The sequence below is a fragment of the Rathayibacter sp. AY1C5 genome (assembly GCF_002931705.1).
Taxonomy (GTDB): Bacteria; Actinomycetota; Actinomycetes; order Actinomycetales; family Microbacteriaceae; genus Rathayibacter.
The window spans coordinates 33,241-47,702 of the sequence record NZ_PSWD01000007.1 but is presented as its reverse complement, the minus strand read 5'-3'; the positions used below and the strand labels follow the sequence as shown (position 1 = coordinate 47,702).

Genomic DNA, 14,462 nt, shown 5'->3' with positions numbered 1-14,462 from the left:
CGGTTGCACATCCGTGCCGCGCAACTCCTACCGGTGCCGGATCCGCCCGCCTAGCCTCCGAGGATGAGCAGACCCCCTCGCACCCGCTGGAGCGTCATCGGCCAGCTCGGACCGGCCTTCGACGACGGCGGTCCGATGCTGCTGGTCGAGGCCCGATCGGCGTTCGGGCGCCGCCCGATGCACCGCGCCAAGGCGCAGCTGCTGCTGTCGGCGCTCCGCCACCGCGCCCGCGAGCTCGGGGACCGCGCCGAGTACGTCCGCTCCGAGACCTTCGGCGAGGCCCTCGCCGGGCGCGACGACCTCGAGGTGATCGACCCGCCGACCCGCGGCGGCCGCCGCCTCGCCCGCAGGCTCGGCATGAGCGTCCTGCCCAGCCGCGGCTTCATCACGGCCGAGGAGGACTTCCGCGAGTGGGCGCTCTCCCGCTCGGGCAAGCGCCTGCTGCTGGAGGACTTCTACCGGTGGAGCCGCGAGCGCACCGGCGTGCTGATGCGCGGCGACCAGCCCGAGGGCGGCCGCTGGAACTACGACCACGACAACCGCCAGCCTCCGCCCAAGGGCGCCTCCCGGCTCGGCCTGCCGGACCCGTGGTGGCCGGAGGAGGACGACATCGACGAGGAGGTGCGCGCCGACCTCGCGCGCTGGGAGGCCGAGGGGGCGGTCCGCCTGGTCGGCGCCGACGGTCCGCGCCGCTTCGCCGCGACGCCCGCCGAGGCAGAGGCGGCGCTCGCCGACTTCGTGTCGTCGCGGCTGGGCGACTTCGGGACCTACGAGGACGCGATGCTCTCGGGCGACTGGACGATGGCGCACTCGCTGCTCAGCGCCCCGATGAACCTCGGCGTGCTCGATCCGCGGACGGTCGTCGAGGCGGCCGAGGCGGAGTACGCCGCCGGGGGCGCGCCGATCGCGGCGACGGAGGGGTTCATCCGCCAGATCCTCGGCTGGCGCGACTACGTCTGGAACCTGTTCTGGCACCTCGGGCCGGAGTACCGGAACCGCAGCCGCGCGCTCGGCGCCTCCACGCCGCTGCCCGCCGAGCTGCTCGCGCTCGACCCGAGCGGCATCGAGGCGAACTGCCTGCACGAGACTCTCGACGACGTGCACCGGCACGGCTGGGCGCACCACATCCAGCGCCTGATGGTGCTCGGCAACTGGGGACTGCAGCGGGGGTGGGATCCGGCGGAGCTCAACGACTGGTTCGTGGACGTCTTCGTCGACGGCACGGAGTGGGTGATGCCGGCGAACGTGATCGGGATGTCCCAGCACGCCGACGGCGGCGTCGTCGCGACGAAGCCGTACGCCTCGGGCGGCGCCTACATCAACCGGATGTCCGACTACTGCGGCGGCTGCCGCTTCGACCCGAAGGTGCGCCTGGGCGAGAACGCCTGCCCGGTGACCGCCGGGTACTGGGCCTTCCTCGACCGGGCCGAGCCGGTCCTCCGCGGCAACCACCGGATGGCCCAGCCCCTCGCGGGCCTGCGCCGCCTCGCGGACCGCGAAGCGGTGGTCGACCAGGAGCGCCTGCGCGAGACGTACTGACGCGGGGCCGGCGGCGCGCCCGCCGCTACTCCGCGCGCACGAAGCGCGACACGGTGACCGCGACCGTCACCGCGGTCGTCCCCTCCACCGCCGCGAGCCGCGCGTCCAGCGCCTCGGGATCCACGTGGTGGGCACTCGGCCCCATCAGCACCTCGGCGCGCAGCTCGTCGACGCCCATGAGCACCGTCGTGTCCAGCTCGATGCGCTCCCCGAGCGCGAACCCCGCCAGCTGCTCGTCGAGCCGCTCCGCCTTGCCGGCGTCGATGCCCAGCATCCCGAACCGCTCGCGGATCTCGTGCAGGTGCCTCTCGCGCGGAGTGACGACGACGGCGACGCCGCCCGGACGGAGCACCCGCCGCATCTCCGGGGCGTTCCGCGGCGCGAAGACGGTGAGCAGAGCGTCGGCAGAGGCGTCGGCCAGCGGGAGGGGCTGCCAGAGGTCGGCGGTCGCGATCGCCGCCCGGGGGTGCGCGCGGGCGGCGCGGCGGGCGGCCGGGGCCGAGAGGTCCAGGCCCAGCCCGTCCGCCGCCGGATGCGCCTCGAGCACGGCCGCGAGGTACGCCCCGGTGCCGCAGCCGAGGTCGACCACGAGCCGCGCGCCGGCGGGGACGGCCGCGGCGACCGCGTCCTGGATCACCCGGTAGTGGCCGGAGCCGAGCAGGTCGGCGCGGGCCTGCACCATCGCCGCGGTGTCGCCCGAGGTCGCGTGCCTCCCGCGCAGCAGCGAGGCGTAGCCCTGACGCGCGAGGTCGGCGCTGTGCCCGAGGGGGCAGCGGAGCGAGGAGGGGCGGGGGAGCGCGTCGGGGGCGAGCGCGCCGCCGCAGACCGGGCAGGCGAGGGCGGGCAGCACCGTCGATCCGGGTCGGGCGGCCGGATCGAACGCGCTCACTCCGCGCCGGGCGCGCGCGCCCGCATGGCGGTGACCGCCGCGTTCAGCGTCGCGATGGTCGGCACCGCGAACAGCGCTCCGGCGAGCCCGGCCACCTCGAGCCCGGTCGCGACTCCGAGCACCACGGCGAGCGGATGCACCTTCACGGCGGTCCCGAGGATGAGCGGCTGCAGCACGTGCCCCTCGAGCAGGTGCACCAGGATCACGACGCCGACCATCACCAGCGCGGCGACGGGCCCGCTGAACAGCAGCGCGACCAGCGCGGCGAGCGCACCGGTCACGATCGCGCCGAGGATCGGGACGAACGAGCCGAGGAACACCACGATCGCGATCGGCACGACGAGCGGCAGCTGCAGCGCGAGCGCGCCGATGCCGATGCCGACGGCGTTGATCCCGGCGACGCCGAGCTGCGCGATCACGAACTGGCTGAGGGTCCGCCAGCCGGCGGCGCCGCCGCGCTCCATCGCGGGGCGCGCGCGGCGGGGGAGGAGGCGGAGGAACCAGTGCCAGATCCGGCGGCCGTCGAGGAGCAGGAAGATCAGCGAGAACAGGGTGAGGAGGGTTCCGGCGAAGACCTCGGCCAGCTGGGAGCCGACGGCGAGGGCCCCGGACGCGATCGTCGACGCCTGCGCGTCGGCCCAGTCGACCGCGCGCTGCGCCCAGTCCGAGAGCTGGACGTCCGAGAACGACAGCGGCGGGCTCCGCAGCCACGCCTCGACGCCGTCGACCGCGTCGAGAGCGCGCTGCCCCACTCCGCTGAAGCCGGAGCGCGACTGCACGATCACCAGCCCGACGAGGCCGGTCAGCAGGAGGAGCATCAGGACGATCGAGACCAGGACCGCGAGCGGGCGGGGGAGCCGCAGGCGCTCGAGCCGGTTCCGCAGCGGGGTGAGGAGCGCGGTGAGCAGCAGCGCGATCAGCACCGGCACGACGATCACGGGCAGCAGCGAGACGAGGCGCACGAGGAGGTAGAGGAGCCCGGCGACGGCGAGGAAGCGCCACGACCAGGCGGCGGCGATCCGCATCCCGGTCGAGACGTCGCCCGAGGCGTCGTCCGGCGAGTCCGAGGGGGCCGGAGCCGTGACCGCAGCCGGGGGAGCGGCGGCCGCAGGCGGACTCGCCGCCGTGCCGTGCCGCTCGTCGCGCGCTCGCCGTCCCCGCATGACCCCTCCGATCCTCTCGCAGTGTACGGCGGAGCGGCCGTCCGGGACCGGGAGGGAGCCCGGGGGCGCCCCGCCTGGAGGGATCGGGGCGCCGGATGCGCCGGCAGCGGCTCGTCCGGAGGGCGGAACGCGCCGGATCGCGCCGTCTCCGCCCCGTTCCCCGCCTCGGCCGCGGGAGGCCGGTCCGCGCCGGTAGCGTTGCTCGGGTCGATGCCGAGCGAGGAGGGCGACGGATGCTGGAGGCGGTTCTCGCGATCGCCGCGTGGTGCGCGGGCGCGGTGCTCGTCGTCAGCGGCGCCCTGAAGCTCGGCCGCACGGAGCGGTTCCGGGCGAGCCTCGAGGCGCTCGGGGTCCCCCTCCTCCTCCGGCGCCGCGGCTGGTTCGCGGCCGCCTTCCCCGTCGTCGAGATCGCGCTGGGCGCCGCGGTGGTGCTGGCGCCCGCTCCGGCGCACCGTGCCGCCCTCGTGCCGGTGGCGCTCCTCGACGCCGTGTTCCTCGTCGTCGCCGTCCGCGCGGTCCGCGCGACGGAGGACGTCGACTGCGAGTGCTTCGGCGGGCTGGGCTCGGCACGGATGACCGGACGCACCGTCGCGAGGAACGCGGTGCTGCTCGCGCTCGCGGTCGCCGGGGCCCTCGGCGGGCTCGCTCCGGCCGCGCTGCTCGGCGGCGGCGGTGCCTCGGCGGCGGCGTCCGGGCTCGCCGCCGCTCTCGCCGCGGTCTCGCTCGTGCTGGTGCGCGACCGCCTTGCGGCGTCGACGGCCGCTCGCGTCCGGGCGGCCGCCCGCCTGTCCGCAGCCGACAGGGAGTCCGCGCCGGGGCGCGCGCCCAAGGGTGACCTCTCGGCCGCCGACCTCGCGTTCGTCACAGTGGCCGGCGAGCTCCTGACGCTCGAGGAGCTGTCCCGCCCGGCGACGCACCTCGTCTTCTTCTCGCCCTCGTGCGCCGCCTGCCACGCGCTCGTCGAGCGCTTCCGCTGGTGGCCCCACGGCCTGCGCCCGGGCGAGGAGCTGCTGCCCGTCCTCCTCGGCAGCCGCGAGGACTTCGCGGTGCACGCCGTCTACGGGCCGCTCGTCGACCACGCCCTCTACGATCCGGAGGGCCGCGTCGCCGCCGCCCTCGGCCGAGCGGGGACGCCGGGCCACGTGCTGCTCACGCCCGAGCGTCCGCTCGGCGACGGCTGGACCTCGGGAGCCGCGTCGATCGAGGCACGCGTGCTCCGGCCCGGATTCCTCGCCGAGCTGCAGGCGGCCGGCCCGGACCCGGCTCCGGCGGCCGGCGGCGCGGTACCGGCGGGGTGACGACGGCCGGCGGGCGGAGCGGTGCCGCCGGGCTGTCGACGACCGACCGACGGCGGCCGGGCTCAGCGGCGCTCGAACTCGCCGGACATCGAGCCGTGCACGGGGTGGGCGGGATCGTCACCCACGGCGCGGGCGGGATCGTCGATCTCCACGGCGCGGGACGGGGGCTCCTCGTCGCTCGCGTCGAGGCCGAAGCCGTCCTCGAGCAGCTCCTGGGCGATGCGGCTCGACAGGCCGCTCCTCTCGCCCGGTCCGGGGTCGCTCTCCGGGTCGACGGGGGCGGCGAACGCCTGCTCGAGTCCGGACGCCGGCATCCCGGCGTCGTCGATCGAGTCGGCTCGCCCGTCGAAGGGTCCTCGTGCAGGTCTCGGCATGCGCCCGAGCGTAGAGGACGGGCCCCCGGAGGTCGACGCTCCGTCGCGCACTGCCGGGCCGCCCGCGCGCCGGGTCAGTCGTGCAGCGACCAGGAGTGGGGAGCGACCTGGACGCCGCCGACGGTCGCCGTCTCGTCGCCGATGTTCAGCGCGAGCCGCGCGGTGCGTCCCTCCGGGCCCTCGGCCACGAGCATCACGGCGGTGTTGGAGAGGTCGACCGTGCGGGTGCTCGCGCCGACCAGCCACGGGTTCCGTCGGCGGAACGCGACGACCTCCTGGTGGGCCCGGTAGGCCTCCCCGCCCGGCCACTCGGCGGGCTCGGCCGGGAACTCCGGGCGGATCGCGTCGTCGCCGCCGATCCGCTCCTCCTTGACGCCGCGCAGGCCCCGCTCGTCGCCGGAGTAGATGCTCGGCACGCCGGCGACGAAGCCGAGGATCGCCGCGGCGTGGCCGTGGTGGCGCTCGTCGCTGACGGCGCTGGCGATCCGGGTGACGTCGTGGTTGCCGACGAAGGTGAGGGGCAGGAACTCGCGGACGAAGTCGTCGTGGCGCTTCAGGGACCAGGCCAGCTCGAAGAGGTTCGCCTCCTCGAGGGAGTTGCGGACGGCCTTCCAGAGCTCGTACTGCGTGACCGAGTCGAGCCCCGACTCCCGCACGTAGCCGGTGTAGTCGCCGTGGATGACCTCGCCGACGAACCACGCGTCGGGGAAGCGCTGCCGCACCGGGTCGATCGCCGCGTGCCAGGCCGCCGGCGCGACCGCGTACGCCGCGTCGAGCCGCCAGCCGTCGATGCCCCGCTCGAGCCAGTGCGCGAGCACGGAGGACACGTGCTCCGCGACCTCGGGGTTCCCGTTGTCGAGCTCGACCAGGGCGTCGTGCCCCTCGAACACGTCGACGCGGAGGCCGTCGACCTCCTGCGACCGCTCGCTGCGGGAGAAGCGCGCCGCCTCGGGGGAGCCCTCGCCGGCCGCGACGGCGGCACGCCACCAGGGGTGCTCCCGTCCCACGTGGTTGAAGACCCCGTCGAGCAGCACCCGGATCCCGCGCTCGCGGCACGCGGCGATCAGCGCGTCGAGGTCTGCCTCGTCGCCGAGGCGGGGATCGACCCGGAAGTGGTCGACCGTGTCGTAGCCGTGGGTGGAGGAGGCGAAGACCGGCCCGAGCAGCAGCCCGTTGCAGCCCAGCGCCAGCAGGTCGTCGAGCCAGGGGAGCAGGGCGCGGAGGCGGTGCTGCGGCTCGTCGTCCGGACCCGGACCCTCCGAGGCGCTCGCCTCGGCGCCCGTGAAGCCGAGCGGGTAGACGTGCCACCAGATCGCCGTCGAGATCCAACCGTCCGTCTGAGCCATCGTGGCCGTCCTCCCGGCCCGCTCGGGCGCGGGCCGCCGTCACTGTAGCGAGGCGGGCTGGACCGGAGCCGCGCCCGCTCACGGGCCGGGCCGCAGGGCGGTGATCCAAGCCAGCACGGCCAGGCCCGCCCGCACGGAGGCGGGTGCCGTGACGGAGCAGACGAGCAGTGCGAGAGCCGCGCAGGCGAGCCCGGCCACCGCGCTCCTCCGCTCGCCCGCCCACCGCAGCGCCCGCACGGACGCGATCACCGCGGCGACCGCCACGGCGACGGCGGGGAGGGCCCAGAGCGGATGCACGGAGGACGCGAGCGCGAGCAGGCCCAGCGCGAGCGCGGCGAGACCGGGCTCGTACGGCCTGCGGGCGGGAGGGTGCCGCCGGGGAGGGCGGAGGAGGGCCGCGTCGGCCGGAGCGGGTGGAGGGAGGAGTGCCGTCGTCGTCATGAGCCGATCCTCGTCAGGCCGCGGGCCGCGCGGAGAGGCGATCGGCGGATCGGTGGACGAGGGGCGCCGAGCGCCTCCTGTGGAGGGACCGACCGGCGCGATCGGCGTCGTTCCGGGCGTCTCGAGGCCGGAATCGCCGGAGATCCGGGGCGGGGCTGGTAGGTTACCGACGGTCCGACCGGTTGAGGACGTCCGTCCCCGGCCGAGGACGATCCATCGAAACCAGCTGTTCCGACAGCGAGAACGTCCTGGGAGGACACTCCATGGCTGACAAGTCGCTCAACCGCACCGAGCTCGTCGCGAAGATCGCCGCCGACTCCGGCCAGAGCCAGGCCGCCGTCAACGGCGTCCTCGACTCGCTCTTCACCACCCTCGCCGACTCCGTGTCGAACGACGTGAAGGTCACCATCCCCGGCTGGATCGCCGTCGAGCGCACCTCCCGCGCCGCACGCACCGGCCGCAACCCGCAGACCGGCGAGACCATCCAGATCGCCGCCGGCCACTCGGTCAAGGTCTCCGCGGGCACCAAGCTCAAGGCCGCCGCGAAGTAGTCGCGCCCTCCGACACGGCCCCGGCACTGCGCCGGGGCCGTCGTCGTCCGCGGACGCGGCTGCCGATCAGCCGCGGAACGTAGGCTGGACCGGTGAATCGAACCGTCCGGATCGTCGGCCCTGCGCTCGTGCTCGTCGCCGCAGCGCTCGTCGCCCTTCTCGCGGCCCTGGCCTTCGGCGGGGGAGCCGCGGCTCCGCTGCTCAACGATCCCGGCCCCGTGGTCCGCTACGGCCTCCCGATCGCCAAGCTGGCCGTCAATCTCGGCGCCGCGGGCATGATCGGCTCGCTCGTGCTGACGCTGTTCGCGCTGAGCCCCCGCGCCGCTGCCGCCCGCGACGCCCGATCCTCGTCCCGCGCCTCGACCGCTCACGCCTCCTCGCGCGCCGGTCAGTCCTCCTCGCGCGGCGGCCAGTCCTCCTCCCGCGCCGGATCGACGCGCACCGCGGTCGCCCCCGCGCGCCCTGCGCCCGGCGAGGCCGCGCCCGAGCCGCGCACCGAGTTCTCGATCGCCCTCGACGTCGCCGCCGCCAGCGCCGCCTTCTTCGCGGCGGCCAGCGCGGTGACCGGGTTCCTCACCTTCCTCAACGTCACGCAGACGCCCCTGAGCCTCGACCGCGACTTCGGCACCAAGCTCAGCTACTTCATCGGCAGCATCGAGGTCGGCCAGGCCTGGCTCATCACGACGCTGCTCGCGGCCGTCGTCACCGTCCTCTGCTTCGCCGTCCGCAACCAGACCGCGCTCGTCTTCGTCACGGGCCTGGCCCTGCTCACGCTGCTGCCGATGGCGCAGCAGGGGCACGCGGCCGGAGCGAGCGGGCACGACGCCGCCGTCACGGCGCTGGGCCTGCACCTCGTCTTCGCGGCGATCTGGCTGGGCGGCCTCATCACCGTCATCGCCCTGCGGCCCCTGCTCGGCGGCTCCCGCCTGCTGCCCGTGATCGAGCGCTACTCCAGCCTCGCGCTCGTGAGCTTCGTCGTGGTCGCGGCGTCCGGCTACGTCAGCGCCGAGCTCCGGCTCGCCACCCTCGACAACCTGCTCACCGGCTACGGGATCCTCGTGCTGGTCAAGGTCGCGGCGCTGGTCGCGCTGGGCCTGTTCGGCGTGCTGCAGCGCCGCTACCTCATCGAGCGGATGCGGAAGGCCGGCGGTGTCGGCGGCCGCAGCTTCTGGTGGCTCGTCGGCGCCGAGATCGCCTTCATGGGGATCGCCTCCGGAGTCGCTGCGGCGCTCGCGCGCACCGCGACCCCGGTCGACCAGATCGCCGCCAGCCAGCTCACGGATCCGACCCCGGCCCAGCTGCTGACGGGCGAGCCCCTGCCGCCGCCCGCGAGCGCGATGAACTTCCTCACGCTCTGGAACATCGACCTGGTCTGGCTCCTGGTCTGCTCCTTCGCCATCGCGTTCTACGTCGCCGGAGTGGTGCGCCTGCACCGCCGCGGCGACCGCTGGCCCCTGCACCGCACGATCCTCTGGATCGCGGGCATGCTCCTCCTGGCCTACATCACGAACGGCGGGGTGAACGCGTACGAGAAGTACCTGTTCAGCGCCCACATGCTCTCGCACATGGTCCTCACCATGGCGGTGCCGCTGCTGCTCGTCCCGGCGGCACCGGTCACGCTCATCGCCCGCGCCGCCGCCCGCCGCACCGACGGCTCCCGCGGTGCCCGCGAGTGGGTGCTGCTCGCCGTGCACTCGCGCTTCGCCACCGCGATCTCGCACCCGATCGTCGCCGCGCTGCTGTTCGTCGGGTCGCTCTGGGGCTTCTACTACTCCCCGCTGTTCCGCTGGGCCACCACGGACCACATCGGCCACGAGTGGATGATCGTCCACTTCCTGATCACCGGCTACCTCTTCGTCAGCGTCCTGATCGGAGTGGACCCGAGCGTGCACCGCGTGCCCTACGCGATGCGCCTCCTGCTGCTGCTGGGCACCATGGCGTTCCACGCCTTCTTCGGCCTCGCACTGATGACGGGGGAGGGGCTGCTCCTGGCCGACTGGTACGGAGCGATGGGCTGGGGCACCTCCGCGCTCGCCGATCAGCAGGCGGCCGGCGGCATCGCGTGGAGCATCGGCGAGATCCCCACCCTCGCGCTCGCGATCGTCGTCGCGATGATGTGGAGCCGCTCCGACGCCCGCGAGACCAAGCGCCGCGACCGCCAGGCCGACCGCACCGGAGAGGCCGAGCTCACGGCCTACAACGACCGCCTGGCCGCCCTCCAGAAGCGCGGCTGATCCGCGCCCGGGCCCCGGGGTCCCGGCGGCCCGCGGGTACAGTGGAGCGGTGACTCAGCCGACCCTCTCCGACGAGCAGCAGCGGGTCTTCGACCTCATCGAGAACACGCGCGAGCACCTGTTCGTCACGGGTCGCGCGGGCACGGGCAAGTCCACCCTGCTCAACCACCTGAGCTGGAACACCGACAAGCAGATCGTCATCTGCGCCCCCACCGGCGTCGCGGCGCTGAATGTCGGCGGCCAGACCATCCACTCGCTCTTCCGACTGCCGATCGGCGTCATCGCCGACTCCGACCTCGACCAGCCGCCCGAGCTGCGCAAGCTCCTCAACACCATCGACACGCTCGTCATCGACGAGATCTCCATGGTCAACGCCGACCTGCTCGACGGGATCGACCGCAGCCTCCGGCAGGCGCGGCAGCGGCGCTCCGAGCCGTTCGGGGGCGTGCAGGTCGTCCTCTTCGGCGACCCGTTCCAGCTCGCACCCGTTCCCGGCGATCCGGAGGAGCGCGCCTACTTCGCCGACCGCTACCGCTCGCTGTGGTTCTTCGACGCCCTCGTCTGGCAGGAGGCGCCGCTGCGGATCGTCGAGCTCGGCCGGATCCACCGGCAGAGCGACGAGCGCTTCAAGTGGATGCTCAACGCGGTCCGCTTCGGCATGGTGACGAAGGAGATCGCCGACGTGCTGAACGCGGCGGGCGCGCGGACGCCTCCGGCCGACGACGCGATCACGCTCGCGACCCGCAACGACACGGTCAACCGCATCAACCAGGCGGCGCTCGCGCGGCTGAAGGGCCCGCTGAAGACCGCGTCGGCCGAGATCAGCGGCGACTTCGGAGGGCGTGCCTATCCAGCGGACCAGAACCTCGAGCTCAAGATCGGCGCGCACGTGATGTTCCTGCGCAACGACTCCGAGCAGCGCTGGGTGAACGGCACGATCGGCCGTGTGACGAAGGTCGCGGGAACGGTGTGGGTCGAGGTGGACGGCGAGGTCCACGAGGTCGAGCCCGCGACCTGGGAGCGCTACCGCTACTCCTACTCCGCCGCGACGAAGAAGCTCACCCGCGAGATCGTCGCCGAGTTCGCACAGTTCCCGCTCCGCCTGGCGTGGGCGGTCACGATCCACAAGTCGCAGGGCAAGACCTACGACTCCGCCGTGGTCGACCTCGGGCAGCGCGCCTTCGCCCCCGGGCAGACCTACGTGGCGCTCAGCCGCATCACGAGCCTCGAGGGGCTCTACCTGACGCGGCCGCTCCGGCCGAGCGACATCATCGTCGACAAGGACGTGCTGCGCTTCATGTCCGAACGGCGAGCCGAGCCCGCCGCCGTCGCGGAGGCGTCCGCGGACTGACGCCCCGCGGAGGACGTGGGAGCAGGGGCCTCAGGCCGCCGCGCAGGTCCGGGCGAGATCGCGGAACAGCTCCGTCGTCAGCCGGTACGCCTCCGCGACCTCCGCGATGACCCGCTCGCGCTCCTCCTCGTCCCAGCCCGCGGCGTCGAGCTGCTCGCGGTAGGTGGCGCGGAAGGCCGACGGTGCGGCGATCTCGCCGAAGAGGAAGAAGCCGACGCCGTTGGTCTCGAAGCCGAACCGCCGCTGCAGCAGCCCGCGGACGATCGCGCAGCCGGAGAGGTCGCCGAGGTAGCGCGTGTAGTGGTGGGCGACGAAGCCGCCGCTCCAGCCCGCGGCCACGGTGCGGATCCGGTCGACGTAGGCGCTGGTCGAGGGCAGCGGGCGGATGCGCTCCCGCCAGTCCTCACCGACGAGGAAGCGCAGGTCCTCCGCGATCGCGGGGAGCCGGGTGAGCTTGGCCGAGAGGAAGGGCTCCGCGACCGGATCGCCGGCCATGTCCTCCGCCACGGCCTCGAGGGCCTCGTAGACGAAGTAGTGCTGCGAGATGAGCGCGATGTAGTCGTCGCGGCTGCCGGAGCCGGTCATCAGCGAGGTCATGAAGGCGGCGCCCTCGTCGTCCGCGCCGGACTGCCCGATGCGCAGGCGCAGGGCCTCGGAGAACGGGATGACGTTCGACACGGTGGCCTCCCTCGGCGACTGAGGTCTGCCTTACCTTAGCCGAGCGGGGCCGCCGGGACCAGAGGGCGTCAGTGCCCGTGTCCGCGGTCGACGACGGAGTGCATCATCCCGCCCATGTCGCCCGAGCCGCCCGAGGAGGCGGCCATGGCGGGGGTGGCGAGGGCGGAGACGGTGAGCGCGCCGGCCAGGAGTCCGACGAGAGCTCGCGACGGCGAGACGGCCTTCTCCTCGACGCGCGGAGAGCGGAGCGAGACGGCCACCACGGCGACCGCGATCAGCTGGAGGGCCGCGGCGGCCAGCGCGGGGAGGGGCTCGGCGAGTGCGCCGAGGGCCAGAGCGAGGGCGAACGCCGCCAGGGAGGCGACCGCGACGACCAGCGCGGAGCGCGGCACGACGATCCGGCCGCGCGCCAGGACGAGGACCGCCCAGAGGATCTCGACGGCACCGAGCACTCCGATCACCGGGGCCTGCACGCCCTCGCCGCCGGCGGCGAGCGAGAGGTGGACGAGCCCGGCGCCGAGTCCGGCGAAAGCGGCGTTGCAGCGGGCCACGGTGGTCATGGCGGCTCCTTCGCTGGATCGGGGAAGAAGAGGAGGCCCCGGATCGACACACCGCATCGTGTCGTCCGGGGCCGTTCAGTCCGTCCGCCGCGGAAAACGGCGGGCCCACGGCGGACGGAGTAGAGGGGGGCGGCGGGTGCCGCCCGGGTCAGGCGGTCGCGGCGGTGCGCGTCCTCGCCGTCTTCTCGGTGCCGAGTCCGACTCCCAGGAGCACCAGCGCGCTGGCCAGGTGCAGGAAGTGGTCGGCGGTGTTCAGCGCCAGCACGTTCAGGGCGGTGTCGACCAGGAAGAAGCCGACGATGCCGAGCAGCAGGTACACCGCTCCGACGGTCACGTTGACGGTCTTCGCCGCGGCGACGGTCGACAGGCCCGCGATCAGCAGCGCGCCTCCGATGAGCAGGTGGGCGATGTTGTGCAGCGGGTTCACCTCGAAGATGCCGAGCAGGAGCCCGCCTTCGGTCGAGAGGAACTGCACGCCTCCGGTCACGACGAAGCCGAGGAGCCCGACGACGACGTAGACGGCTCCGAAGAGAGTCGCCAGCAGTCGATTGGGGGATCTGCGCATGGTCTCTTACCTCCTTCGAGCAGCGCCTCTGCGCTGTACTCCCTCTCTTCGTAACCGGGCGCCTGCCGGTTTGGGAACGGGGTGGACTCCGCCGGTCACGGTCAGGACACGAATCGCGATCGGGCGCTCAGCGGCCCTCTCCGGCCCGACGGAGCCCCCGTACAGTGGTGCCGTTCGCAGACGACGGGGGAGTCGCACGGCATGGGATCTCGCAGACGGACGCGGACGGGGCTGCTCGTCGTCCCGGTCCTCGTGCTCGCACTGGCCGGCTGCACGCCCGCCGCCGCCTCGCGCGTGGCGGAGGCTCCCGCGCAGGCGGCGTCGGAGGAGCTCGCCTCCGCCCTGTCGGGGTTCCTCGACGAGACGGTCGGCGTCGCCGGCGCGACCGGAGCGGTCGCCGGGGTCTGGTCGCCGTGGGGCGGCAGCTGGGAGGGCGCGGTCGGCTGGGAATCGGACGAGCGCACCACCGCCCTCACCACCGACGCGCACCTGCGGCTCGGCACCGGCGGCACCGAGGCGATGACCTGCGACGTGGTCCTCGCCCTCGCCGACTCCGGCCGGGTCGACCTCGACGCCGACGTCGGCGAGACGCTGCGCTCCCTGCCCGGCATCGACGGCCTCACGCTGCGCGAGCTCTGCGCGCACACCTCCGGCCTGGCCGACTTCCGCTCGGCGCTCTGGCCGACCGTGCTCCAGAACCCCCCGCGGCAGTGGCCGACGCTCGAGCTGCTCGCCGCGGCCCAGGTGCGCGGCGCCTCGGCCGAGCCCGGAGCGGCGTGGTCCGACTCCGCCACCGGTCCGCTGCTCGCCGGCATCGTCGCCGCGCAGGTGACCGGTCGGAGCATCGGGGAGCTCTACGACCAGTACGTGGTGCCGCGGTACGGGCTGCGCAGCACGGAGCTGCCAGACGCCTCCGAGGTCGACCTGCCCGCTCCGTCCCCCCGCGGCTACGCGGTCGCGCTGGACCCGGCGACCGGGGAGAAGCGCTGCGACGTGCGACTCGACGTCACCGCCGCGTCCCCGTCCGCGCTCGGCGCCGCGGGCGGAGCGCTGACCGATCTGGAGGACCTCCGGCGGCTGGCGATTGGTCTCGCGGCCGATCCCGCGGGCGACGCCATGTGGCAGGACCCGGTCGTCCAGGGCCAGGGCCGCGCCGACTACCTCCGCGCCGGGCTCGGCGGGCACGAGGCGGGACCCCTCCGCGGCTTCTCGGGCCTCGCGCCCGGCTTCGTCACCGCGGCCTACTCCGACCCGGTCTCGGGCCTGACCGTGGCCGTCTCGATCAACAGCTCGACGCCCGGCGGCGACTTCGCCGCAACGGTCGCCCGCACCCTGGCCGCCATCGCGGTCGAGCAGGGAGCCGCGGCGGGAGCCGAGGGCCTGCCCCGGCTCCCGTGGACGGCCGACGGCGAGCGCGGCGCCGTGCAGGGGACCCCGACGCGCTGCTGATCCGGCGGCGCCCTACTCTGGTGC

14 protein-coding genes are annotated in these 14,462 nt (G+C 74.3%); 6 read left to right on the top strand and 8 right to left on the bottom strand.

Features of this window, described 5'->3' with window-relative positions; translation table 11 throughout:
• Positions 1-63 precede the first annotated feature (63 nt).
• Entirely contained in the window at positions 64-1,539 is a 1,476-nt protein-coding gene (locus C5C57_RS07945; RefSeq protein WP_104246940.1) for a cryptochrome/photolyase family protein, read from the top strand.
• 25 nt (positions 1,540-1,564) lie between these two features.
• Here the strand turns inward: C5C57_RS07945 and C5C57_RS07940 are convergent, their stop codons facing one another.
• Both C5C57_RS07940 and C5C57_RS07935 read right to left on the bottom strand, forming a co-directional pair.
• Entirely contained in the window at positions 1,565-2,389 is an 825-nt protein-coding gene (locus C5C57_RS07940; RefSeq protein ID WP_374953598.1) for a methyltransferase domain-containing protein, read from the bottom strand.
• Between the two features lie 35 nt (positions 2,390-2,424).
• Positions 2,425-3,591 (bottom strand): AI-2E family transporter, encoded by a 1,167-nt coding sequence (locus C5C57_RS07935; protein WP_104226121.1) that lies wholly within the window; start codon positions 3,589-3,591, stop codon positions 2,425-2,427.
• 233 nt (positions 3,592-3,824) lie between these two features.
• On the opposite strand from C5C57_RS07935, the gene C5C57_RS18450 reads away from it, so the two are divergent.
• On the top strand, positions 3,825-4,889 hold the full coding sequence (locus C5C57_RS18450; RefSeq protein ID WP_104246938.1) for a MauE/DoxX family redox-associated membrane protein: 1,065 nt from the start codon (positions 3,825-3,827) through the stop codon (positions 4,887-4,889).
• Positions 4,890-4,951: 62 nt separating this feature from the next.
• On the opposite strand, the gene C5C57_RS18445 is transcribed toward C5C57_RS18450, so the two are convergent.
• The 3 genes from C5C57_RS18445 to C5C57_RS07915 form a co-directional block, all read right to left on the bottom strand.
• Positions 4,952-5,263 (bottom strand): hypothetical protein, encoded by a 312-nt coding sequence (locus tag C5C57_RS18445; RefSeq protein ID WP_146076888.1) that lies wholly within the window; start codon positions 5,261-5,263, stop codon positions 4,952-4,954.
• Between the two features lie 74 nt (positions 5,264-5,337).
• The gene (locus C5C57_RS07920) at positions 5,338-6,609 is read right to left on the bottom strand and encodes an alpha-amylase family glycosyl hydrolase (RefSeq protein ID WP_104222910.1); all 1,272 of its coding nucleotides are present in this window, start codon (positions 6,607-6,609) and stop codon (positions 5,338-5,340) included.
• Positions 6,610-6,687: 78 nt separating this feature from the next.
• Complete coding sequence (locus tag C5C57_RS07915; RefSeq protein ID WP_104226124.1) at positions 6,688-7,050, bottom strand: hypothetical protein; 363 nt, start codon at positions 7,048-7,050, stop codon at positions 6,688-6,690.
• A 263-nt stretch (positions 7,051-7,313) separates the two neighbouring features.
• On the opposite strand from C5C57_RS07915, the gene C5C57_RS07910 reads away from it, so the two are divergent.
• From C5C57_RS07910 to C5C57_RS07900, 3 genes are all read left to right on the top strand, one after another.
• On the top strand, positions 7,314-7,601 hold the full coding sequence (locus C5C57_RS07910) for an HU family DNA-binding protein (RefSeq protein ID WP_056037903.1): 288 nt from the start codon (positions 7,314-7,316) through the stop codon (positions 7,599-7,601).
• A gap of 92 nt (positions 7,602-7,693) precedes the next feature.
• The gene (locus C5C57_RS07905; RefSeq protein WP_258072733.1) at positions 7,694-9,835 is read left to right on the top strand and encodes a bifunctional copper resistance protein CopD/cytochrome c oxidase assembly protein; all 2,142 of its coding nucleotides are present in this window, start codon (positions 7,694-7,696) and stop codon (positions 9,833-9,835) included.
• Positions 9,836-9,884: 49 nt separating this feature from the next.
• A complete protein-coding gene (locus C5C57_RS07900; protein WP_104222908.1) occupies positions 9,885-11,186 on the top strand; it encodes an ATP-dependent RecD-like DNA helicase in 1,302 nt (433 codons plus the stop codon).
• Positions 11,187-11,216: 30 nt separating this feature from the next.
• On the opposite strand, the gene C5C57_RS07895 is transcribed toward C5C57_RS07900, so the two are convergent.
• From C5C57_RS07895 to C5C57_RS07885, 3 genes are all read right to left on the bottom strand, one after another.
• Positions 11,217-11,864 carry a heme oxygenase (biliverdin-producing) gene (locus C5C57_RS07895; RefSeq protein WP_104246937.1) on the bottom strand — a complete coding sequence of 216 codons (648 nt, stop codon included), beginning with the start codon at positions 11,862-11,864 and terminating at the stop codon, positions 11,217-11,219.
• 68 nt (positions 11,865-11,932) lie between these two features.
• Complete coding sequence (locus C5C57_RS07890; protein ID WP_104246936.1) at positions 11,933-12,424, bottom strand: hypothetical protein; 492 nt, start codon at positions 12,422-12,424, stop codon at positions 11,933-11,935.
• Positions 12,425-12,572: 148 nt separating this feature from the next.
• A complete protein-coding gene (locus tag C5C57_RS07885) occupies positions 12,573-12,989 on the bottom strand; it encodes a DUF4383 domain-containing protein (protein ID WP_104246935.1) in 417 nt (138 codons plus the stop codon).
• A 201-nt stretch (positions 12,990-13,190) separates the two neighbouring features.
• On the opposite strand from C5C57_RS07885, the gene C5C57_RS07880 reads away from it, so the two are divergent.
• Entirely contained in the window at positions 13,191-14,438 is a 1,248-nt protein-coding gene (locus C5C57_RS07880; protein WP_104246934.1) for a serine hydrolase, read from the top strand.
• Positions 14,439-14,462 lie beyond the last annotated feature (24 nt).

What these genes read in the sequence shown, in the direction of transcription:
- C5C57_RS07935 (WP_104226121.1), bottom strand. Translation starts at nt 3,591, where the DNA reads ATGCGGGGACGGCGAGCGCGCGACGAGCGGCACGGCACGGCGGCGAGT.
- C5C57_RS07880 (WP_104246934.1), top strand. Translation starts at nt 13,191, where the DNA reads ATGGGATCTCGCAGACGGACGCGGACGGGGCTGCTCGTCGTCCCGGTC.
- C5C57_RS18450 (WP_104246938.1), top strand. Translation starts at nt 3,825, where the DNA reads ATGCTGGAGGCGGTTCTCGCGATCGCCGCGTGGTGCGCGGGCGCGGTG.
- C5C57_RS18445 (WP_146076888.1), bottom strand. Translation starts at nt 5,263, where the DNA reads ATGCCGAGACCTGCACGAGGACCCTTCGACGGGCGAGCCGACTCGATC.
- C5C57_RS07885 (WP_104246935.1), bottom strand. Translation starts at nt 12,989, where the DNA reads ATGCGCAGATCCCCCAATCGACTGCTGGCGACTCTCTTCGGAGCCGTC.
- C5C57_RS07910 (WP_056037903.1), top strand. Translation starts at nt 7,314, where the DNA reads ATGGCTGACAAGTCGCTCAACCGCACCGAGCTCGTCGCGAAGATCGCC.
- C5C57_RS07920 (WP_104222910.1), bottom strand. Translation starts at nt 6,609, where the DNA reads ATGGCTCAGACGGACGGTTGGATCTCGACGGCGATCTGGTGGCACGTC.
- C5C57_RS07915 (WP_104226124.1), bottom strand. Translation starts at nt 7,050, where the DNA reads ATGACGACGACGGCACTCCTCCCTCCACCCGCTCCGGCCGACGCGGCC.
- C5C57_RS07945 (WP_104246940.1), top strand. Translation starts at nt 64, where the DNA reads ATGAGCAGACCCCCTCGCACCCGCTGGAGCGTCATCGGCCAGCTCGGA.
- C5C57_RS07890 (WP_104246936.1), bottom strand. Translation starts at nt 12,424, where the DNA reads ATGACCACCGTGGCCCGCTGCAACGCCGCTTTCGCCGGACTCGGCGCC.